The 21,349-nt window shown below is 64.0% G+C and carries 16 protein-coding genes; 3 read left to right on the top strand and 13 right to left on the bottom strand.

Annotated features, from left to right (window positions below; translation table 11 throughout):
- Positions 1-3 precede the first annotated feature (3 nt).
- Positions 4-3,021, top strand: coding sequence for an alpha-mannosidase (locus M1D74_RS13825; RefSeq protein ID WP_458115640.1), 3,018 nt, complete (start codon positions 4-6; stop codon positions 3,019-3,021).
- 134 nt (positions 3,022-3,155) lie between these two features.
- Here M1D74_RS13825 and M1D74_RS13820 read toward each other — a convergent pair whose 3' ends face one another.
- From M1D74_RS13820 to M1D74_RS13790, 7 genes are all read right to left on the bottom strand, one after another.
- Complete coding sequence (locus M1D74_RS13820; RefSeq protein ID WP_458115639.1) at positions 3,156-4,016, bottom strand: cytochrome c oxidase assembly protein; 861 nt, start codon at positions 4,014-4,016, stop codon at positions 3,156-3,158.
- Between the two features lie 4 nt (positions 4,017-4,020).
- Positions 4,021-4,497 carry a DUF2243 domain-containing protein gene (locus tag M1D74_RS13815; RefSeq protein ID WP_458115638.1) on the bottom strand — a complete coding sequence of 159 codons (477 nt, stop codon included), beginning with the start codon at positions 4,495-4,497 and terminating at the stop codon, positions 4,021-4,023.
- 69 nt (positions 4,498-4,566) lie between these two features.
- Positions 4,567-5,190: a hypothetical protein gene (locus M1D74_RS13810; protein WP_458115637.1), complete on the bottom strand. Its 624-nt coding sequence runs from the start codon at positions 5,188-5,190 to the stop codon at positions 4,567-4,569.
- Between the two features lie 226 nt (positions 5,191-5,416).
- Positions 5,417-7,288, bottom strand: a complete 1,872-nt coding sequence (locus M1D74_RS13805; protein ID WP_458115636.1) for an alpha-amylase family glycosyl hydrolase — start codon at positions 7,286-7,288, stop codon at positions 5,417-5,419.
- A 7-nt stretch (positions 7,289-7,295) separates the two neighbouring features.
- A complete protein-coding gene (locus M1D74_RS13800; protein ID WP_458117189.1) occupies positions 7,296-8,177 on the bottom strand; it encodes a sugar ABC transporter permease in 882 nt (293 codons plus the stop codon).
- 53 nt (positions 8,178-8,230) lie between these two features.
- Positions 8,231-9,826: an ABC transporter permease subunit gene (locus M1D74_RS13795; protein ID WP_458115635.1), complete on the bottom strand. Its 1,596-nt coding sequence runs from the start codon at positions 9,824-9,826 to the stop codon at positions 8,231-8,233.
- A gap of 153 nt (positions 9,827-9,979) precedes the next feature.
- Positions 9,980-11,275 (bottom strand): sugar ABC transporter substrate-binding protein, encoded by a 1,296-nt coding sequence (locus M1D74_RS13790; protein WP_309071663.1) that lies wholly within the window; start codon positions 11,273-11,275, stop codon positions 9,980-9,982.
- A gap of 269 nt (positions 11,276-11,544) precedes the next feature.
- On the opposite strand from M1D74_RS13790, the gene M1D74_RS13785 reads away from it, so the two are divergent.
- Together M1D74_RS13785 and M1D74_RS13780 are read left to right on the top strand one after the other, a co-directional pair.
- Positions 11,545-13,224: a glycoside hydrolase family 13 protein gene (locus M1D74_RS13785; RefSeq protein WP_458115634.1), complete on the top strand. Its 1,680-nt coding sequence runs from the start codon at positions 11,545-11,547 to the stop codon at positions 13,222-13,224.
- Between the two features lie 38 nt (positions 13,225-13,262).
- Positions 13,263-14,279 carry a LacI family DNA-binding transcriptional regulator gene (locus M1D74_RS13780; protein WP_309071665.1) on the top strand — a complete coding sequence of 339 codons (1,017 nt, stop codon included), beginning with the start codon at positions 13,263-13,265 and terminating at the stop codon, positions 14,277-14,279.
- Positions 14,280-14,367: 88 nt separating this feature from the next.
- Here the strand turns inward: M1D74_RS13780 and M1D74_RS13775 are convergent, their stop codons facing one another.
- From M1D74_RS13775 to M1D74_RS13750, 6 genes are all read right to left on the bottom strand, one after another.
- Positions 14,368-15,402, bottom strand: a complete 1,035-nt coding sequence (locus M1D74_RS13775) for a M14 family zinc carboxypeptidase (RefSeq protein ID WP_309071666.1) — start codon at positions 15,400-15,402, stop codon at positions 14,368-14,370.
- Positions 15,403-15,434: 32 nt separating this feature from the next.
- Entirely contained in the window at positions 15,435-16,601 is a 1,167-nt protein-coding gene (locus M1D74_RS13770) for a M14 family zinc carboxypeptidase (RefSeq protein WP_458115633.1), read from the bottom strand.
- 223 nt (positions 16,602-16,824) lie between these two features.
- Positions 16,825-18,444 carry a peptidoglycan DD-metalloendopeptidase family protein gene (locus M1D74_RS13765; RefSeq protein WP_458115632.1) on the bottom strand — a complete coding sequence of 540 codons (1,620 nt, stop codon included), beginning with the start codon at positions 18,442-18,444 and terminating at the stop codon, positions 16,825-16,827.
- Between the two features lie 231 nt (positions 18,445-18,675).
- Positions 18,676-19,590: a diacylglycerol/lipid kinase family protein gene (locus tag M1D74_RS13760; protein ID WP_458115631.1), complete on the bottom strand. Its 915-nt coding sequence runs from the start codon at positions 19,588-19,590 to the stop codon at positions 18,676-18,678.
- A 71-nt stretch (positions 19,591-19,661) separates the two neighbouring features.
- The gene (gene ybaK, locus M1D74_RS13755; RefSeq protein WP_458115630.1) at positions 19,662-20,153 is read right to left on the bottom strand and encodes a Cys-tRNA(Pro) deacylase; all 492 of its coding nucleotides are present in this window, start codon (positions 20,151-20,153) and stop codon (positions 19,662-19,664) included.
- A gap of 1 nt (position 20,154) precedes the next feature.
- Entirely contained in the window at positions 20,155-21,315 is a 1,161-nt protein-coding gene (locus M1D74_RS13750) for a GGDEF domain-containing protein (protein ID WP_458115629.1), read from the bottom strand.
- Positions 21,316-21,349 lie beyond the last annotated feature (34 nt).

Raw genomic sequence — 21,349 nt, 5'->3', positions numbered from 1 at the left:
ACCATGCACGACAATCGACTCCTCGTGGAGGCACGAATCGCGCGTTTCCTGGCGGAGCGGCTCACCCCTGCGGTGTGGCCGGTCTCGGTGCCGCTTGAGGTGTCCATGTGGCAGGCTCCGGGTGAGCCGGTGCCGTTCGCTTCGGTGCTTTCCGAACGCTTCGAACCCTTCGTGGTCGGGTCCGCGTGGGGCAGGCCGTGGGGAACCACCTGGTTCCGCTTCACGGGCGCGGTGCCGGAGGAGTGGAATCTTTCATACGGGCATGAGCTTGAGGCGGTCATTGACCTCGGCTTCTCGACGATCATGCCCGGCTTCCAGGCCGAAGGCTTGGTCTATGCGCCGGACGGTCGGGTGATCAAGGCGCTGGAGCCGCTGAACATGTGGGTGCCGCTTGACGCCGCCGCGGGGGCCGCCGTCGAGTTCTACGTCGAGGCTGCCTCCAACCCCAACGTGATCGATGGTTTCGACTATCAGCCGACGCCGCTCGGATCGCTTTCCACCGCGGGATCAGATCCGCTCTATACCTTCCGCCGGGCGGACGCCGCCCTGTTCGACCGCGAGGCCTGGGAACTGGGCCAGGATGTGTGGACGCTGAACGGGCTTATGCACGAGCTTCCCGTCGACCTGCCCCGACGGCACGAAATCCTCCGTGCGCTGGAGAGTGCGGCTAACGCCGTCGACCCGGCCGACGTCGGTGGGACGGCTGCCGCCGGGCGCGCGTGCCTTGCCGGGGTCCTGGCCTCGCCGGCGTATGCGAGTGCGCACCGGGTGCATGCGGTCGGGCATGCCCATATCGACAGCGCGTGGTTATGGCCGGTTCGCGAGACCGTCCGGAAGGTAGCGCGGACGTTTTCCAACGTGCTTGACCTGATGGAACGCCACCCGGACTTTGTGTTCACCGCTTCTTCGGCGCAACAGTACGCGTGGCTCAAGTCGTCTTATCCGGACGTGTTCGAGCGGGTTGCGGAGAAGGTCCGTTCCGGCCAGTTTGTGCCGGCGGGCGGGATGTGGGTGGAATCGGACACCAACATGCCGGGCGGCGAGGCGTTGGCGCGTCAGTTCGTGGCAGGCAAGCGGTTCTTCCTGGAGAACTTCGGGGTGGAGCCGCAGGAGGTGTGGTTGCCGGATTCTTTCGGGTACTCGGCGGCGTTGCCCCAGATTGTGCGTGCCGCTGGGTCGCAGTACTTCCTGACCCAGAAGATTTCGTGGAACGAAACCAACCTCTTCCCGCACCACTCCTTCAACTGGGAGGGGATCGACGGCACGCGGGTTTTCACGCACTTCCCGCCGGTGGACACCTACAACTCCGATCTGTGCGGCCGTGACCTCGCGCGGGCGCAGCGCAACTACCGGGAGAAGGGCGCCGCCAATACCTCGTTGGTTCCGTTCGGCTGGGGCGACGGCGGGGGTGGGCCAACCCGTGAGATGCTGGCCGCCGCTGCGCGGACTTCGTCGCTGGAGGGGTCGCCGGCGGTTACCCTTTCGTCGCCGTCACGGTTCTTCTCGGAAGCTTCCGCCGAGTACCCGGACGCGCCGGTGTGGTCGGGTGAGCTGTACCTGGAGTTCCACCGCGGAACGTACACATCTCAGGCGCGGACGAAGCACGGCAATCGTCGCTGTGAGCACCTCCTGCGAGAGGCAGAGCTGTGGTGCACCCTTGCCGCATTGCGGTCCGGGTTCGCCTACCCGTATGACGAGCTCGAGACTGCGTGGCACACCGTGCTCCTGCAGCAGTTCCACGACATCCTGCCCGGCTCCTCCATTGCCTGGGTGCACGAGGAAGCTGAGCGGAATTACGCGGCTGTCGAGGCGTCGCTTGAGTCCCTGATTTCGGCGGCTCTCGGCTCGCTGCTGGGCACCGGGTCGGCAACCGTCGCCTTGAACGCCGGCCCTTACGGCGTGGATGGTGTCCCGGCGCTGGGAGGCGCGGCGTCGTCGTCGTCGGCTGGTTCCTACGAGCCTGTACGGGACGGAAGCTCGTGGCTGTTGGAGAGCGGGTCCCTGCGGTTGACGGTCGACGAGAACGGCCTGTTCAGCTCGCTGGTCACCGGTGGTCGGGAAGTCATTCCGGCCGGCATGCGCGCGAATGTGCTGCAGCTGTTCCGTGATACGCCGAACCAGTGGGACGCCTGGGACATCGATGAGCATTACAAGTTCACCGTGACCGAGTTGACGGAGGCTGCCTCTGTGGACGCGGTGGGCTCAGTGTTGCGGGTGGAGCGCGTGTTCGGGAAATCGCGTCTGGTCCAGCGGATCTCGCTGAGCGCGGACGGCACTGCCGTGGACATGACGGTTGAGGTTGATTGGCATGAGCAGCAGAAGCTGTTGAAGCTCGCGTTCCCGGTTGATGTCCTGGCGGAGCGGGCGGCGTCGGAGATTCAGTTCGGGCATATACAACGGCCTACGGCAACAAATACGTCGTGGGACGCAGCCCGTTTCGAGACGGTGGCGCATCGTTGGGTGCAGGTGGGGGAGCCCGGGTTCGGAGTGTCGCTGGCCAACGATTCGACGTACGGGTATGACATTTCCCGCGCCGAATCCCCCTCAGGGGTGCCGTATACCCTGGTGCGGGCATCGCTCTTGCGGGGGCCGCTGTTCCCCGACCCGCAGGCCGACCAGGGTTCGCACTGTTTCCAGTTTTCCCTGCGGCCTGCATCCGGGATCGCCGATGCCGTTGCCGAGGGGTACCGGGTGAACCTGCCGGTTCGATCCGTTGAAGGGGTGGCGTCGTCGTCGGTTGCGCCGGTGGTGACGGTGTCGAATCCTGCTGTGGTGGTGGAAGCGGTGAAGCTGGCGGAGGACCGCAGCGGCGATGTTGTGGTGCGGCTGTACGAGGCGTTCGGCGGCAGGGCGTCAGCGGTGATTTCGGCTGGGTTTGCCTACTCGTCAGTGGAGGCCACTGATCTGCTGGAACGTCCAGTTGCGGCTGATTTCCTGAGCGCCAACGACGACGGCGCTGTAGCCCTCTCGCTGCGGCCGTTCCAGCTGGTGACGTTGCGTTTTCGGACGGGATCGGTCTAGTCCGTTCCCATCCGCGCAGTCCGGTGGGAGCATGGTGGGCATGAGCGAGACTTCCCACGGAGACGAGCACCATCACGACGCACAGCTGCCTCCCAAAACACCCGACGAACACAGCGGCAATCAGGATCTGCAGGCTATGTTGCACCGTCGTCGGGATGCCGAGGAGAAGCTGCAGGAGCGGCAGGAGGAAGCTGGGAATGAGGCTCCCGGGAAGGGTGACGAGGCCGGGTAGCCGAATACCAGCCCGCGAACAGCAGAACAATCAGCATCACGTCCACCGCATCGCCACCGTAGTACATCAGCTGGGCACCCGAGCGGGCATCGGCGGCTCCAACGCCTGCGGGCGGGTGGGCATAGAGCCACTTCGCCAGGATCGAATGGGCCGCAATGAAAGCAACGAGCACTGCGGACCGCACCCGCATCGATGCTCTGTGCGGGTTGGGGTCCGCACGGATGATCGACGCGGTGAACAGGTACCCCGCCAGAAAGATGTGGGCGTGGACCGCGGCATACACCGGCGCCGAAAGGTGCATGAGGTGATGCAGGTCGGTGGTGTAGAGCAGCCAGATCCCGCCGGCGTTCAGCACAGCCGTGGTCACCGGATGCGTTCCAGCGCGCACCGCACCCGACCGTAATACACGGGTCAGGGTTCTCGCTGCCGGAACCGGCAGTGCCCGCAGTGCCGCGGTGACCGGAGCCGCCAGCACCAGCAGCAAGGGGGCTACCATGCCGAGCAGCACATGCCCCACCATGTGCGCTGTGAAGCTGGCCCGGGCCAGGTCGGCAACAGGACCGAGCAGCGCCGCTGCGGCGCTCCCCAGTCCCAGATACCAGAAAACCGTGCGGCGAACCGGCCAGCGACTGCGCTCGCGCGCCGTCCTCAGCGCAACTGCATAGGCGACGGCGGCAACAGCAAGAATTACAACAATGACGACGTCGAACGCTGCCCAGCCCCAGGAGTCCCGCACCGCGGCACCGTGCTCTGTATGGTCCATCGGATTACACAGGTAGGTCGCGGCGGGTCCGCCAGAGCACCACGACGCCGCCCAGCAGGACCACGACCGCCGAACCGATCCACACGACGTCGTACATCAACAGGTCTACGTTGTAGCGGATCTGATGGATGCCAAGGATCTTGTGGTTCAGCACGCCGTCCAGCAACTGGAAGAACCCGACGCCGGCCAGTACCGCACCGGTCCAGCGCATCCAGTTCACATCCATTCGACGGCGGATGTCGGCAAGCAGGAAGAGACCCCAGATCGTGATGAACCAGCCGAATGCGTGGAAGAAACCGTCGATGGTCAGGGCGACTTCGGTGGTGGAGAGGTCATAGAAATGATGCCAATGCAGGGCCAGGTGGAAGATGAATAGGTCGATCATCGAGGCCGCGATCCCGCATCCGAACAGGAACCCTGATAACACCAGGCGCCTGCCAACCGGGGCTTCCGAATGAGCGCTCGTTTGTGCAGTGGCCATGGCTCCCCTTTAGCCGTCGAAGTCAGTTTCCCTATTCTGTCGGCATCCGGCAAGGCTCACAACGATCCGTCACCCGAGTTGGCTCGCTGGAGCGCGGCTCGGGGCCCTGGACCGATTGAGCATGAAGTATCCCGTCGTCGCGATGGCGAGCTGGAATGGAATCGCCAACAGCACGGCGGACGTCTGCTCGTTGGCCGCCAGCAACAGAACACTGCTCGCGACGAGGAGAACCCCGAGCCAGCGGGGGAGAACCCCGGACCGCAGGATGAAGATTCCGATGAGTACGAATCCGATGATCAAGGTCACCATCCCGACGACCACCAGATAGGGCATTCCCGAGAAGTTGCCTCCGAAGAACGCCGCCTGGATGAGCACTGCGGCCAGCAGTACCAGGAAGCCGACGGCGGCGCACGCCAGCCCGATATTCATCAGCTTCGGCGACCGGCCGGAGTGACGCGCCATCAGCGTGAGCCCGACCAGACCCAGCAGCACCAACAGAGCGACTGCGGCACCGATGCCGGTGACCAGGCCCGACGCCGACCGCATCGGTTGGGCGGCGCATTCCGTTCCGACACATCCAGTCGGTTCCAGCGAGTGAAGGATCACCGCGACGATACCAAGCAGGCCGCCAATCAGTGCGGCAGGACCGGCCACCCGTGTGATCGAAGAGGTGCGAGAGGTATCCCAAGTCATGAACAACCGCCATTGATAAGGAGACCCAGGAGTGATGATGTCCCATGCTTACCCGGGCCGCCGTCGTCGTCAATAAGGGGCCGCACGCAGAAGTGGCCCTTAGGCGCAGAACCGGTGCTCAAAGACAGCGGGATTTGTGCCTAAGGGCCACTTTTGCGCCGGGCGGCTGGGGAGAGGCGGGTTGCGACGGGGCGGGGCGGAGTCCAGGCCGGAGTCCAGGCCGGAGTCAAGCAGGCGGCACGGCGACCCCGGGCAACAGCCACAGCCCTACACCGGGGCCCTCGCCGCGGAACACCACCGCGTCCTCAGACCAGTCGGCGGAAACTGAGCCGGTGCTCCACAGGTCGGACGCAGCCTCGAAGGCAGGCACACCCACAAGATCGAGCGGCAGGCTGACGTTGTCAAACCCGGCACGGGACGCAACAACCAGCACCGACCCCGAGGCATGTTCACGGACATACGCCAGAACGTCCCCCTCGGCGTACAACCACCGCAGCCCGCCGAAAGCCAACGCCGGCACATCGCGACGCAACCGGCCAAGGTGCGCAACGGCGTCGTGCAGTTCTCGATGCGATGGCGTCAGCGAACCCCACGGCATCGGCGTCCGCGAGTCCTCACCGTTGATGCCCTCCAGACCGAACTCGTCACCGGCAAACAGCGTTGGAATCCCGGGCATTGATAACATGATGCCCAGCCCGACCAGTTGCCCTCCGGGAATCATTACGGTGGAGGCACGCGCGGTGTCATGGGTGTTCAGCGCCATCATGTTCTGCGTCCGTACCTGCCACGGGAACGCTGCCGCAAACACCGAGTGCAGCTCCACGAACTGCTCTGCCGGAATACGGTTCGGGCCGGGCAGGGGAGTGCCGAAGAAGTTGACGTCCGATGAACCAGCCAGCCACTGCCACAAGGGCCGCGTGAAGTTCGAGTACGTCATGGCTCCGTGCCAGGTATCGCCGTCGAAATCCATCGCCGCATCGTTGGTCGATTCGGCGAGCAGCAGGGTGTCCGGATTGATCTTGCGCATCGTGGACCGGACAGCCAACGCGACGGAACGGTTCAGATCAACGTCGCCGTGGCGGCCGGTCATGTTCGCCACGTCGATGCGCCACCCATCCAGATTGAACGGCGGCTGCAGAAACCGCCCGACGACGGAGGCCGGACCCCCGATGAACCGCTCACGCAGCGCAGGGGAGACCCAGTTCAGTTTCGGCAGGCTCGGCACCCCGAACCAGGCCGCGTAGTCGGAGCGGTCCTCAGAGAAGTAATAAAAGCCCGCCTCATCGGAACCAGGATCGACGACGGCGGTGCGGAACCACTCGTGCGCGTCACCGGTGTGGTTGGTGGTGAGGTCACCGATCACCTTGAGCCCCCGCTCGTGGGCAGCCTCCACGAGCCGGATCAGCGCCTCATCACCGCCGAGCAGCGGATCCACCGAGGTGAACGTCGATGCGTCATAGCGGTGGTTCGACCGTGCCGGGAAGAAGGGGGTCAGGTACACCACCGTCGCACCGAGTGACTGGATATGGTCAAGCCGCTCCGCGATGCCGTCGAGGTCGCCGCCGTAGAACTGGTACGGGGTCTCGGCGCCGGCCGGCTGCACCGGCGTGCTCCACTCGCAGGGAACCGCCCAGTCCGGAGCTTCACGTTCAGCAGCCGAAGCTGACCGCTCGAACCTGTCGGGAAAGATTTGGTAGATCACACCCTGCCGGGCCCATTCGGGCGCCGGTTGATGGGCCACCATTCGAAAGTCGTGCACGTCAGGTGTGTCCCGCGCGAACAGGCCTTCCGCGTTCAGCCAGTGCCACGTGGAACTGTCGGCGGATCCGGATGGAGAATCAGCCTCGAGCAGGAACCGGTAGCGCGTCACCGGATTCACCAGCCGGACCGAAGCCTCCCACCAGTCCCACGAGCCGACGTTCCCGAGCCGGCGGGCCTCGTCATAGTGCGGTTCAGCGTCCCGGAGAGATCGCACATACACCCGCCGGACGGACCCGTAAGACCGGGGGACCCGCAGGCGGACCGGCACCGAAGCACCCAGCGAAACGTCGGAGGGCACATACAGTGCCGATCCGTCATGATGCGGCAGGACGAACATCTGCGACTTAGCCCTTGACCGATCCGGCGGACAGACCGTTCACGATGTACTTCTGCAGATACAGGAACAGCGCCATCACCGGCAGGGCAGCGAGCACGGCGCCGGCAGCGAAGACGCCCCAGTTCTCGGAGCGCTGCTGACCCACGTAGGAGTAAAGCCCGACGGCGAGTGTCTGGCTGTCCGGGTCCGTCAACACCACGCTGGCAATCACAAACTCGCTGCTCAGGCCGATGAAGGCCAAGAGCCCGACGACGGCAAGGATCGGCGTCACCAGCGGCAGGATGATGGTGAAGAACACCTGGACGTGGCTCGCACCGTCAATGCGCGCAGCCTCGTCGAGCGACGGCGGAATGGTGTTGAAGAATCCGTACATCAGATACGTGTTCACGCCCAGCGCTCCACCGAGATACACCATGATCAGCCCCAACTGGCTGCCCAGTCCCAGCCACGGCACCACGTCGGTGATGAAGTTGAGCAGCAGGAAGATTGCGACGACGGCAAGCAGCTGTGGAAACATCTGCAGTATGAGGAGGGTGAGCAGGCTGACCCTGCGGCCCTTGAAGCGCATGCGGCTGAACGCGTACGCAGCCAGCGCACCAAGGAAGACAGTTGCTGCAGAGGTTATGACGCCGATCACCAGTGTGTTGACGAACCACTTGCCGAAGGGACGGTTGGGGTCGCTGAACAGCTGCTCGAAGTTGCCGAAGTCGATGCGGCTGAAGAGCACATTGGACCCGGCCATGGTGCCCGTCGAGTTCAACGCCGCGGACAGCACATACAGGAGCGGGAACACCGCGAACAGGGTGGTGATGACGCCCACCAGATGCCGCCAGCCCTTCTCACGGAACCAGGCGCCGAAGGACTGCTTGCGCTGGGGAGGAAGCGACATCGTCGTACCCGATCCTGAGCCGGCAAGGAGCGTGGTTGGTGTTTGGGTGGCCATTAGTGGATCTCCTCGAGGGCCTTGGTCTGCCGGAAGCTGAGAATCGAAATTGCGGCGACGATGAAGAAGATGACGATGGACAGCGCACTGGCGAGACCGTAGTCACGGCCCACCCCGCTGCCGAACGCGACTTCGTACACCATGGTGATAAGGATGTCCGTCGCGCCCACGTTGACCGTGGTGTCTGAGAGGCGCGGACCGCCGTCAGTCAGCATGTAGATGATGTTGAAGTTGTTGAAGTTGAACGCGAAGCTCGCGATCAACAGAGGAGCGACCGAGACCAGCAGAAGCGGCAGCTTGATGGAGGTGAACAGCTTCCAGGGGGTGGCGCCGTCGAGCTTTGCCGCTTCATTGACGTCCTCCGGGAGGGACTGCAGGGCACCGGTGCACACCAGGAACATGTAGGGGAAACCGAGCCACAGGTTGACCAGCAGGACGCTGATCTTCGCCAGCAGCGGATCGGTCAGCCACGGTATGTTCGCGCCGCCGAAGAAGGTGTTGTTGACGTATCCGAACTCGGGGTTGAGCAGGCCGGACCATACGAGGCCTGCGAGGAACGCCGGGAACGCGTAGGGGAGGATCATCAGGACCCGGTAGGTGCGCTTCCCGCGCAGGTTCGGCAGGTTGAAGGCGTTGGCGAGGAACAACCCCAGCGCGAACGTGGAAAGTACCGAAACCAGCGCGAAGGTGAAGGTCCAGAGAGTCACCTGAAGCAACGGTCCACGGATGTTCTCGTCGGAGAAGGCCTTGGTGAAGTTTGCGAAGCCGACGTCGATCTTCCAGCCGGTGCTGAGTTCGTTCCCGTCCTCGGAGACGAACGTGCCCTTTCCCGAGTCGGCGTACACGGTGCCGGTTTCGGTGTCGGTAAAGGTGTCGGCGGCTTCGTCGTATTCCAGCGTTGGGCTGTAGACATAGGCGGTGGAGCCGTCACTGGTCTTCAGGGTGCCGTCGTCCGGATCGTCCGAGAATGGGATGGTCAGGGCGAGAATGTCGGCCTGGTTCGCCAGCACCTCGTTGAACTGGAGCGTGCGGTACCCCTCGAGTTCGGTTGCCTTCCCGGTGCCGTCGGTAACAGCATCCGATGCTTCCTCGAGCGGCTCCTCGGCGCTGCCGATGCTGATGCCGCCGTCGGGATCGGTGGTGAGGAAGTGGAATTCGCCGTCCTGCTCGACGATGGTGACCCGGTAGGCGGGGGAGTCCGGCACCCGCTGCTGCGCTGCGAGCTGGATGGCGGAGATGGCATCTTCCTTGGTGCTGTTGTGTCCGTCGCCGTAGTTGGTGAACGCCACGTAGCCGCTGAAGATCATGACGAAGACCTGGAAGATCAGCAGGAAAAAGACGCCGGGGGCAAGGTATTTGGCGGGAAGCCCTCCACGCCGGAGGTAGATCCAGTTGATGAGTAGCGTGACGCCCGCTCCCAGCACCAGCACGGTCCACTTTTCCTGCAGGAACAGGACGGTGAGGACATAGACCGCGAAGGCGTCGACGAGCCCCAGCAGGATGATTTTTGCGAGAAGTCCGGCCATCGAGTCCGACGGGCGGAGGGACCTGGGCTGTTTCTGCGGAGAAGTTCGGGTCAGTTCGGTGGTTGGCATGGGCCGGAGCTTTCGTTCGAAGCAGTGCGTTAAGGGCAGGCACTAGACAAGGCAGTGGCGAGTCAGGCAGTGCAGGGCACGGCCCGGGTAAAGGGAAGCCGTTGTGGGCCGGGGTGCATCCGGCCGGCCCACAACGGCTGCTTGGTGGGTGAGTTATCCGGCAGAGATCTTCTGCTCGATGTTCTTCACCATGGCCGGCCAGGCTTCCTCCGGCTTTGCAGTGCCCTTGATCAGTGCAAGCTCAGTTGCACCCCAGTCAGCCCAGACTGCCTGCATTTCGGGGACCGCGGGCATCGGAACGCCGTTGGCGCCGATCTCACCGAACGCGGCAACGATTGGGTCAGACGCGGCCTTCTCGAAGGAGGCGGTGAGTGCCGGCGGGCGGCCACCCACTCCGAACATGGCATCCTGTGCTTCTTCGGTGGTCAGGTAGTTCACTGCGAACTCGTTTGCAGCCAGGGCGTTCTTGCTCTGCGCGGAGATGAAGTACCCGTTCACGCCGATGAAGGGCTGAGCAGGCTCATCGCCCACAGTAGGCAGGGGATCGACGGCGACGTTGATCCCGGCTTCCTGGGCGGCGCCGACGTTCCACGGGCCGGTCAGGTAGTAGGGGGACTCACCGGCAAGGAACTTCTCCTTGGCGATGTCACCGGTGATGTTCGAGTTGAGGATGCCGGATCCGGCGTCGCCCCACTCAACGAGCTTCTTCGCGAATTCGACGCCGTTCTCCTCACCGAGCAGGAGCTTCGAGGCGTCGTAGCTGCCGTCCTCATTCTGGGCGAAAACCGGAACGCCCATCGAGGTCTGGAAGGGGTACATGTGGTACGGGTCTGCCTGCTTGGGGTCGAGACCCACGAGGAACGGGAACTCCGCGTCGCCGGCCTCGACAGCTGCCTCGCCGTTGGCGATCACCTCGTCGAAGGTCTCTGCGGCCTCAGGCACCATGTCGGCGTTGCGCAGCAGTCCGATGTTTTCGATCGCGTAGGGAACGCCGTACAGGCTGCCCTCGTAGGACATGGCCTGAATTGCCGATTCCTGGAACTCGCCTGCCTTGTCGCCCAGCTCAACGGGAGCAACGACGCCGTTCTCCACAAAGGTGCCGATCCAGTCGTGCGGGCCGACGATCAGGTCCGGTCCGTTGCCGGTGGGTACCTGGGTGATGAAGTCGTCACGGACGGCAGCGAAGTCCTTGACCGCGAGGTCGATCGAGATTCCGGTGTCTTCCTCGAAGGATGCAGCGATCGACTCGAGCGCTGGAGCACGCTCCGCGTCCACCCACATGGTCAGGGTGGTTGAGCCACCTTCGGCGAGGTTGGTGGGCGCAGCCGATTCTCCGGTAGTGGACTCGGTGGACCCGCCGCCGCAGGCAGTCACTGCCATCACGGCGACGGACAGAGCGGCTGTGGCCAGCGTCCGTCGATGGAGGAGTCTGGTTGTTTGCACCTTCATTGGTGAACCTTTCTGTGGCGCCGGACGGCAGCCCATCAGTGGGCATTGCGCTTCACGGCGCTGGTGAGAATGAGAGACCGGTGGGTAGTGCCGAACCCTTCACATTCCGTCGGAAGGGGTGAGGCACAACACATCGTAAGCGTTTACGGTCAATCCGCACAAGATGAATTTTGTGGCCCGCAAGAATCCGCGGGAGGGTTGGTACAACGGGATGAAGAGCAACTGTAAACGCTTTCAATTAACGTGCTGCCGTGGTTAGCATGTACCCCATGCCCAACGCCGTATCGCTTGCGCCAGCTGTCTCCGCCCTGTCGCCCGCGCCCACATTCCATGCACCTCTCCACACCGCACACGACGACGACGCATGGTGGCGCTCATCGGTCATCTACCAGGTCTACCCCCGGTCCTTCAGGGACCTGAACGGTGACGGCCAGGGGGATCTCGCAGGGATCACGGCTGAGCTCCACCAGCTCGCCGACCTCAGCGTCGACGCCATCTGGATGTCTCCGTTCTACACTTCGCCACAGCGGGATGGCGGCTACGATGTCGCCGACTACTGCGACGTCGACCCCATGTTCGGCACCCTCGAAGACTTCGACCGGCTTACGGCACGAGCAACAGAGCTGGAAATCAAGGTGATCATCGACCTCGTCCCCAACCACTGCTCCAGCGAACACTCACTCTTCAAGGCCGCCCTTGCCGCTGAACCCGGCTCACCCGAACGCGCAATGTTCATCTTCCGCGACGGCACCGGCCCCGACGGGTCCAATCCGCCGAACAACTGGCAGTCGCACTTCGGCGGCTCGGCCTGGACCCGCACGCTGAACGACGACGGCACACCCGGCCAGTGGTACCTCCACCTCTTCGACTCCTCCCAGCCGGACTTCAACTGGGACAACCCGGCCGTGCACGCCGAGTTCGAGCGGATCCTCCGCTTCTGGCTGGACCGGAACGTCACCGGCTTCCGCGTCGACGTCGCGCACGCCCTCGTCAAGGCCGAAGGCCTTCCGGACTGGCACGGACGCCCCGACGGGTGCTCGACTGAGGAACACCCCGGCCACGCCGCGCCGATGTTCGGACAGAAGGCGATCCACGACATCTACCGCCGGTGGCGCTCGATCCTGGGCGAGTACGACGGCGACCGCATCCTGTGTGCGGAAGCGACCATTGATCCGTTGTCGCGGCTGGTGAACTGGGTTCGCAACGACCAGATGCACCAGGCCTTCAACTTTGCCTATCTGCACCACCCGTGGGATGCCGCCCGGCTCCGGGAGATCATTACCGACTCACTTCAGGCGTTCGACAGCGTCGGCGCTCCAACCACCTGGGTCCTGAGCAACCACGACGTTCCTCGTCACGCCACACGATTCGGGGAAGAAAGGCCGGAGGTCGGGCTTGACCGCGCACGCGCTGCATCCCTGGCGATGCTGGCACTGCCCGGCGGCGTGTACCTGTACCAGGGCGAAGAGCTTGGGCTGCCCGACCACCTCACCATCCCGGACGAACTTCGTCAGGACCCCACCTTTGTTCGCACCGGCGGAGAACGAGTGGGCCGGGACGGATGCCGCGTCCCGCTGCCCTGGCGCGCGGATGAGCCGCACTACGGCTTCGGCTCGAACGACGGCGGCTGGCTGCCTCAGCCCGAGGACTGGGCGACCCTTGCCCGCGACTCCCAGCAGGCAGACCCTGCATCGACCCTCAATCTCTACCGCTCTGCGCTCTCGCTCCGAAAAGAGCTGGGGCTTGGGGCAGGGTCGCTGAGCTGGGCGGTGGACGCCGACGGCACCGACACCATCGCATTCCTCAACAATGACGTGATGGTGATCTTCAACATGGGACAATCTGACATCAACGTACCTGCGGGCTCGGTTCTTGCGGCCAGCCATGCGGATGCCGGTGCCGACGGCGTATTGGCGCCGAACCGGTGCGTATGGCTAAGACTCAACTAAGAGGACCCCGCCCGTCCTTTGCTCTGAGGGAGGGCGCCGTGGTTGGCATCAAGGATGTAGCAGCGCTTGCCGGCGTTTCCACTGCCACGGTTTCCCGTGCCCTCAGCGGCAACGGTCAGGTCTCACAACGTGCCCGGCTGAAAGTGCTCGAGGCCGCGAAGGAACTGGAATTCGTTCCGTCCTTCTCGGCCTCGTCGCTCGCGTCGGGCCGGAACCGAAATGTCGGGGTGGTTGTGCCCTCCGTCAACCGCTGGTACTTCTCCCAAATTGTGGACAGTGTCGCCGCGTCCCTGCTCGACGCCGGTTACGACCTCACGCTCTACAACGTCAGCGACGGCGCCGCTCACCGTGACAGGGTGTTCTCCGAGTTCCTGCTCCGGCAGCGGTGCGACGGCGTTATCTCGGTATCGCTGCAGCTCTCCGACACTGAACTAGGGCAGCTCCTCGCGGTGGGCAAGCCGATCGTCGGCATCGGGGGACCGCTGCCGGGCGCGGACACCATCAGCGTGAATGAGTTCTCCATCGCGCAGCTCGCAACCGAACATCTGATCAGCCTGGGGCACCGGCGGATCGGTTACGTCGGCGGACCAGAGGATGCGGCGCGGGACTTCAACATTTCCGAGGGCCGGCGTCGTGGCTACGAGGTGGCGATGGAAGCGGCGGGACTGGAGGTGTCGTCGTCGTGGTTGGCGTACGCGGACTTCACGATTCCGGGTGGTTACGCCGTCGCGAAGCGCATGCTCGGTTATCCCCGCAACCGGCCGACCGCCGTTTTTTGTGCCTCGGATGAAATGGCAATCGGCGCTATCGTCGCGGCCCGGGAACTCGGGATTCGGGTGCCGGATGCGCTTTCCGTGATTGGAATCGACGGTCACGACCTGGGCGAGGTCTTCGGGCTGACCACTGTCGCACAGTATCCGGCGCGGCAGGGCGCCAGGGCTGTCGAACGGATGCTGCAGCTCTTCGCCGGTCCTGCCGAATCCGGCGACCCCACCGACCACACGGCGCATACCGAGATGATCGTGCGATCCAGTACCGCTGCACCAGGGGAATAGACACCGGGGGAGTAGTCCACACACGCAGAAGGGGCGGGCCGCTGTAAGCGGCCCGCCCCTTCTGCGTGCTGTGGACTACCGGACCTGGTTACTCGGAGCGGTTGTTCTGCTCTGCAAGGGTGTCCCAGAAGGAAGTGTCTGCGGTGCTGATCGAACCGTCAGCGATCGCGCGGACCGTCGCGTCGAGTGTGGTGACGGTCTGCTTGATCAGGTAGCCGTTGCTCTTCTGGCCGAGGACGGCGCCCTCGTTGAAGTGGTCGGACATACCGCGCATCTCGAACAGCAGGGTGGAGATTCCGTACTCGACGGCGATGCCGTTGCGGCTGATGGTTTCGGCGGAACCACCGACGTACTTGCCGAGGTGGCCCCAGCCTGTGGAGTCGACGGCGTCGAACACTACTGCGCCGAGGCGCTTGGAGCCCTCGAGCACGTCCGGATCAACGTTGGGCGTGGTGGGGTGCAGGATCGAACCGGAAACCAGCTTTCCGTCGCGCTCGCTGTTGGTGCCCTGGTGATGGAGGTCGATCATGTAGTCGATGTCGTACTTGGCCATGACGTTGGTGTGCAGCGCCTGGGTCTCGGGCTGCACCTTCGCGACGTGGTCGCGGTTCAGGTCCACGCCGACAGCGTTGTATCTGGTCAGGTGCCGGTCACCGCTGGCGATGTAGTCATCGAGCGAGAAGTTGACATCACCCATTGCGCCGTCCGGGTTGAGCATGGGCACTACCAGGATGTTGACGCCGTCGAGGACTCCGCCGGTCTTGCCGGTGCCGAGGTGCTTGATGAACTCGAGCGCACCCTCTGTGGTGAGCTGCTCGTTGCCGTGCTGCTGGGTCAGGAAGAGGATGGTCGGGTTCTCCGGGTTGGAGATGTACTTCGCGAGATAGAGGTCGCGGCCCTTCACGGACTGCCCGATGACCTCAAGCTCCATTGCGTCCTGCTTGGCGTCCTGAGTCTTCAGGTAGTCGACCATCTCATCGTAGGTGCGCAGGATCGAAGTGTTGATGGTTTCGTTGCCGTTGTATCCCGGTCCCTCGCCTACGGCGAAGCCCGGCGCGGAAACGGCCACGGAGGAGATGGTGAGGGCGCCGGCGAGGGCTGCTGCTGCAAGTGATTTCTTCACAGGGAAGGGTTTCCTTTCAGTAGTGCTGGAGATCAGAAGGAGACCGGAATGGTGCCGGCGTAGTCGGTGCTGTAGCCGGTGACCGGAGTGTGCGGAATTTCTTCCCACACGTTGGGGTCCACTTGCTGGACTTCGTCGGTTGCCAGGCCGGACAGGAGTGTCTTCATGGCGAGCACATTCTGCTGAATGCTCTTGCCCCGCGCCTTCTGGCCGAGGCTGCCGTCGCTGGTGTTGCCCGAGGTCTCGAAGAAGACCACAGGGTTCGAGTGTCCGGACGGGTTCAGGCCCTGATAGTTGAGTCCGAGCATCATTGCCGACACAACGCCGCCCTTGATGTCGATTTCCAGCGAACCGCCAACCTGGTAGCGGTCCATGGTGATGTAGCCGTACTTGGACAGTTCCTGGAAGACGTGGCCGTGCATCTGACGGGTGAGCACGTCGTAGGCCCCACCTTGCAGGGTCGGCAGCGTGGGGCCGCCGGGTGCAAGAGAGATGCCGAGGGAGAGGGTGACGTCGTCGCCCGTGCCGTACTGCTTCTTCAGGCCCTGATGATGGATGTCGATCCCGTAGTCGGGTTTGACCATGGTCCAGTACTCGTAGAACGCAAGGGACTCCTCGGCCTGGAACTTGTCAGCGACCCAGTCGCGGTTGAGATCGACGCGCTGCTCCTGACCGGCGCCGTTCAGGAGGGGCTTCCCGGTTTCATCGTCGTACAGGACGGTCTGGCGGATGTTCATCTCGCTGCCGTCCGGGTTGTACATCGGGATGAAGTGGATGGTGAACGCGTCACGGATTTCCTGGTACTCGGCGGATCCGTTGGTGCCAAGGTCCTTCAGAAGGGTCAGGATCGATTCGGCACCGTAGGGTTCGTTGCCGTGGATGCGTCCCTGTACCCAGACGTCTTCCGGTCCGTTTCCGACCGTTGCCACGTAGAGGTCGCGGCCCTGTTCACTCTTGTTGACTTCTGTGCCGGCTTCTTCCAGCGTGAAGACATCGACCGGATACCGGCTGTTCTTCTCAAGCTTGGTCAGTTCGGCGATGGTGTCGTCATAGGTGAGGATGCTCGCGGTGTTGGTGTTTCCCTCCGTCGACGGGAACTGTGCGTTGGCGACGGCGGGCGGACCAATTAAGAGGGGCGCAGCCAGGGCGGCGGTGCTCAGGAGCGCGATCTTGGCAGAGAGCGGGAAAGGCTTTCCCATATGTGTGAACCTCCGGATATGTCTCAAAGAGAGGGGGTGACACGAGGTTACTTGGGGTAAGCAACTAAGGGAAGAGGCTAAGGGAAACTCGTACCAATATGACTATGGTGTCTTGACGCATTGCCCGGACGACCCGTACAAGGAAATCCGGACGCGCTGCTGAAGCGAAAATGCCCGGATCCTTCGGGAGGATCCGGGCACATTCAAACTTCGTCGTCAGTATCTACGGCGCCGCGGCGACAACTTCGCTCGCCGGGTCACACAGTTCCTCAACAGGCCGCAGCAGCCCGGTGACGGGATCGATCGCCAAACCAGTTTCCGGATCAATCGTGATCGGGTCCGCCGCCGAATCGCCGAGCGGGTCGCAGGTCTCCGGCGCAGCGGCCGACGGCGTAGTCGGAGCCGGTGAGTCCGCGGTCGGAACCGCTGTATCACTCGGGGCCGGATCCGCGGGGGTTTCAACCACCGGATCGGTGACCGTTGGCGTCGGCTCCGGATCAGTGACAGGGGGTGTCGGCTCCGGATCAGTGACAGGGGGTGTCGGCACCGGAACAGTGACAGGGGGTGTCGGTTGAGCGGGGGTCTCGGTCGCTGGCGGTGGAGTGGAAGGGGTCTCGGACGCTGGCGGCGGAGTCGAGGGGGTTTCGGTCTCGCCGGACGGAGGCGTCACTGGAGTCGTCGGGGGCGTGCTCGTGACCGGGGGCTTCGTCGCAGGAGGCGTGGACGTGGATGTGCCCGGTTTATCAGTGGGCGTTCCTGAAGACGACGGCGTCCCTGTGCTGGACGGCGTTCCCGAGGTCGACGGCGTTCCCGACGGCGACGCCGTGACGATCTTGCCCGGCGAGGACTTCTCCGCGGCGGACGGGATCTTGCCGGTGGCAGGGCGCTTCCCGAGCGCAGACACCTCAGCATCAACGCGCGACGGCGACTTGTAGGCGATCGGCTCGATGGGCTCGGATGAAGCGAGGTAGGCGACCCAGGCGGTGTCGCCGTCGCGCCCGTTGCCGGTGCCGGGCGTGAAGTTCACAAGGCTCGGCATCTCGCTTGGTCCGCTGCCATCCAGCGGGATCAGCTTCCAAGCACTGGGGTCGGTGTGTGCGCCGTCAAGGATGGTCTCGAAGTGCAGGTGACATCCGGTGGACCAGCCGGTGGTGCCGACTGTGGCGATGACCTGCCCTGCACCTACGCGGTCGCCGGTTTCCACAGCGACACCCTCGAGGTGGTTGTAGGTAGTGACAAGCCCGTTGCCGTGATCGAGCTCAACTCGGTTGCCGCCACCCCACGGATGCCAGCCAACCGCACGCACAACCCCGGCATCCGCCGAGAAGACCCGGGTGCCGCACGGCGCTGCGAAGTCCTGGCCTGAGTGGAACTCACCGTGCTCACCCGTGATGGGGCTGGTGCGCAAACCGAATGGGGAACTGGGGGTGAGGAACTGCAGCGGCGAGATGAGCATTCCCTTGCCGGGACGCCCCATGCTGCTGATTTCTCCGACTGAGGCTTCCTCAGCGTTCGCCCGTGCGCGGGCTGATTCCTTGGCGCCCGGAATCTCACGACCCGGAACGAGGGAATCGGAGCTGCCGTGGGGTGCGGTGACCTCCGGTGCTACCAGCAGCTGTTCACCCACGAATCCGGTGGGTGGCTCTGCGACATCAGTGGAGTTGCCGGCACCCTGCGCGAGGATGGTGCCTGCTGCTCCTGATCCGGATGAGAGGGGCGTAGCCCCTGGGTAACCGAAGGAGTAGATGACAGCCACCGCAAGACAGACGCTCATGCCCGACCGCACCGCACGACGACGGCTCCTCAACACTTGGTGGCCGGACGCTGGCCTGACTTCACTCACTGGTACTCCCCGTACATTTTCCCCTATTGAAGGTCCGTTCCGACCGACCCTCCGGGAAGGAATCTGAACATCTAGCCTTCGCTAGGTGCCCTCGAAAGGGCCCATTGTTGCTGGCGGCTGACAATCAGCCTACTGGGCTGTTTGCCATGTAAGAAGAGTGCTCCCTCTCTCTTGTGGAAACCTTGAGTGAATTCGAAGGTCCCCGTGGCGATCCCTTGCGAACCGTGTTATTTACTGCGGTGCAATGACCTGCCAGGCATCGCACTGCACTTCCCAGCGGCGCTCCGTGAAGGGGCCCCACAGCTCGCCGTCATTGCTCACGCGGAATCCGTTCCCGTCCACGGCGGTGATCTCCACAGTCTGTCCCCGCCCGACCCGCACATCGCTCCGCCGCGCGTGGTCCCCGTTCTTCAGTCCCAGCGCGTACCCCACCCGGGCGGCTCTTCCCACCGACTCCCACAGCACGACGTCGACGAACCCGTCGTGCGGATTGGCGTCGGGAATGAGCCGCGCACCCCCGCCGACTGTGCCTCCAAGCCCAAGCGCGGCCATCAGCAGAGGGCGGGAGCCGTCGTGCAACAGCTCTCCGTCGACCCGCACGCTGAGGTTCAGACCCGGCGAGCTGATTCCCGCTGCGATCGCGCCGAGCGGGTAGCCCAACTTCCCTGCTTTGATCTTCGAAAGTTTCTTCTTCACTTCGGCACCCTTGTATGAGGCATTGGCGCCGATACCCATGTGCACCGCGTTGACGGCAACCTTGTCCCCGCTGAGCAGCAGCTCCATCGTTCGGACAGGGCCGGACATCACGCATTCGGCAGCCTGCAGCGGATCCAGGGGAATCTTCAGCGACCGTGCAAGGTCGTTCCCGGTGCCGACCGGAATGATTCCGATGGGTCCCGCTGCGTCGAGCGTGGCGGACTGATGCAGGCACTCGATCGCCGCGTGAACCGACCCGTCGCCTCCAAGCAGGACCAACTGTCTGCCGTTGAGGCTCCCCAGTGCGGAGCTTAGCTCGTCGAGGTTCTCCGTACGCGCAAGCTCAAAAGCGCTGCCCTGCCGGGAGGATGCCGATGACAGGAAGGACGCAACAGCGTCGACACTGCGCCGGTACGCTGTTCCGGCGGAAGAATTGACAACCGCCAGCATGCCCTGACTATGCACAGGTGCTCTTTTTCGCTGGAAGGGGTGGGACAACTGGCACCACAATAGCCGGTCGGTCAATCGGAGGCGAGCTCCGCCGTCGTACCGTCCGTTGCGCGGAGGAGATCAGCCGGCGCAAGCTCTATCTCGAGGCCCCTGCGGCCGCCCGACACCAGGATTGCGTCGAAGGCCAACGCGGATTCGTCCAGCACCAGCGGGCTGCGGTGCCTCTGGCCGAGCGGTGAGATGCCGCCGATGACGTACCCGGTGCGCCGTTCCGCCGCGGCCCGGTCTGCCATGGCCGCGCGCTTGCTGCCGCAGGCTGCACCCATCGCTTTCAGGTTCAGCGTGCGGTTCACGGGCACGACGGCGACTGCCAACTGGGTGCCGACGTCCACCATGAGTGTTTTGAACACCTGTGCCGGATCTACCGCAAGCTTTTCGGCGGCTTCCGTTCCGTAGTGTTCCGCGGAAGGGTCGTGGACGTAGGAGAGCGTGCGGTAGGGGACCCCGAGTTTACTCAGGAGCACGGTCGCGGGAGTTCCGGCGGAGGCAACGCGCCGTCCCATTTCAGTCCCCACCGCCGGAGGAACCCTGGACCGCCCGGTTGCGGCCCAGTGATTTTGCCTCATACAGGGCAGCATCGGCGGTGGCGAGGATCGTTCCCAGATCCTTTGAGCTGCCGTCGATAGCGGCGATCCCGTAGCTGACCGTCGGGGGCTTGAATCCCTCGGAGAAGCTCGCCAGTGCGAACCGAGCACTCACCTGACCGACGATCCCCTCCGCCCGGTTGGAGTCCGCTCCGGAGAGCAGGATGACGAACTCCTCGCCTCCGTGCCTGCCCACCAAGTCGGTGGACCGGACCGTGCCGACGCAGGCATCGGCGAAGGCCTGGAGGACCACATCTCCGGCGGCGTGCCCATAGGTGTCGTTCACGGCCTTGAAGTGGTCAAGGTCTGCCAGCACCAGTGCGCCAGGGGTCCGGCTGTCCCGGATGCGCTTCAGTTCATTCATCGCCAGGTCATGGAACCCGGGACGGTTCAGGAGGCCGGTGAGGTCATCCCGGGTGGCACGCAGGTGCAGGTCCTGGGTGACCTGTTCATTACTGAGCGCCGCCATGCTGAACGACACAACCACCAGAAGTACCAGCGTGATCAGTGTGGTGATGGCCGAGTCGAAGTAGGCAACGAAAGTGGGTCCGTCCGGTCCCTCAACGATGAAGACTATCCAGCGGCATAGATAGAAGGCTGCAAGGAGGCCGGAGGCGAGCGCAAGGGATTGCCTCACCCGGCTGTAGGACCGCTTCACTGCCCATAGTTCCGCGGAAGCGAGCGCGAGAAACAGGCACATGAACGCCAGGAAGACCGGTCCCCCTGACCAGTCATTGGTTGCCGGATTGTCCAGCACGGAAACGACCAGCGTTACAGCGGGTCCGGCGAGGATCTGCCAGGGTTCCGGTCCGTCGGTTCGCAGTGTCCTGGCTCCGGCCCACACACTGGCCGCTCCGAGCACCAGCAGGGCATTGCCGGAGGGGTTGGCCCACTGCTGGTGAACCGTGCCGTCGAGCAGGTATGCGGCGGCACCCGCGAGAAACAGCAGGAGAGCAATGCACCACCACGCGCTGTACACCGAACGGGTGCGCTGGAAGGTGACGAAGTAGAAAAGCCCCAGCAGGGTGACGGCCACCACGCCGAAGGCAACACGAAGCGTGGTCGTGTCCAGAAAGTCCATTCATGCCCCCGCTGCGTCGAGATCGGGACCAGTA

The sequence above is a fragment of the Arthrobacter sp. D2-10 genome, from assembly GCF_054161285.1.
The sequence above is the reverse complement of the archived record's forward strand: the minus strand, read 5'-3'. Positions and strand labels throughout refer to the sequence as shown.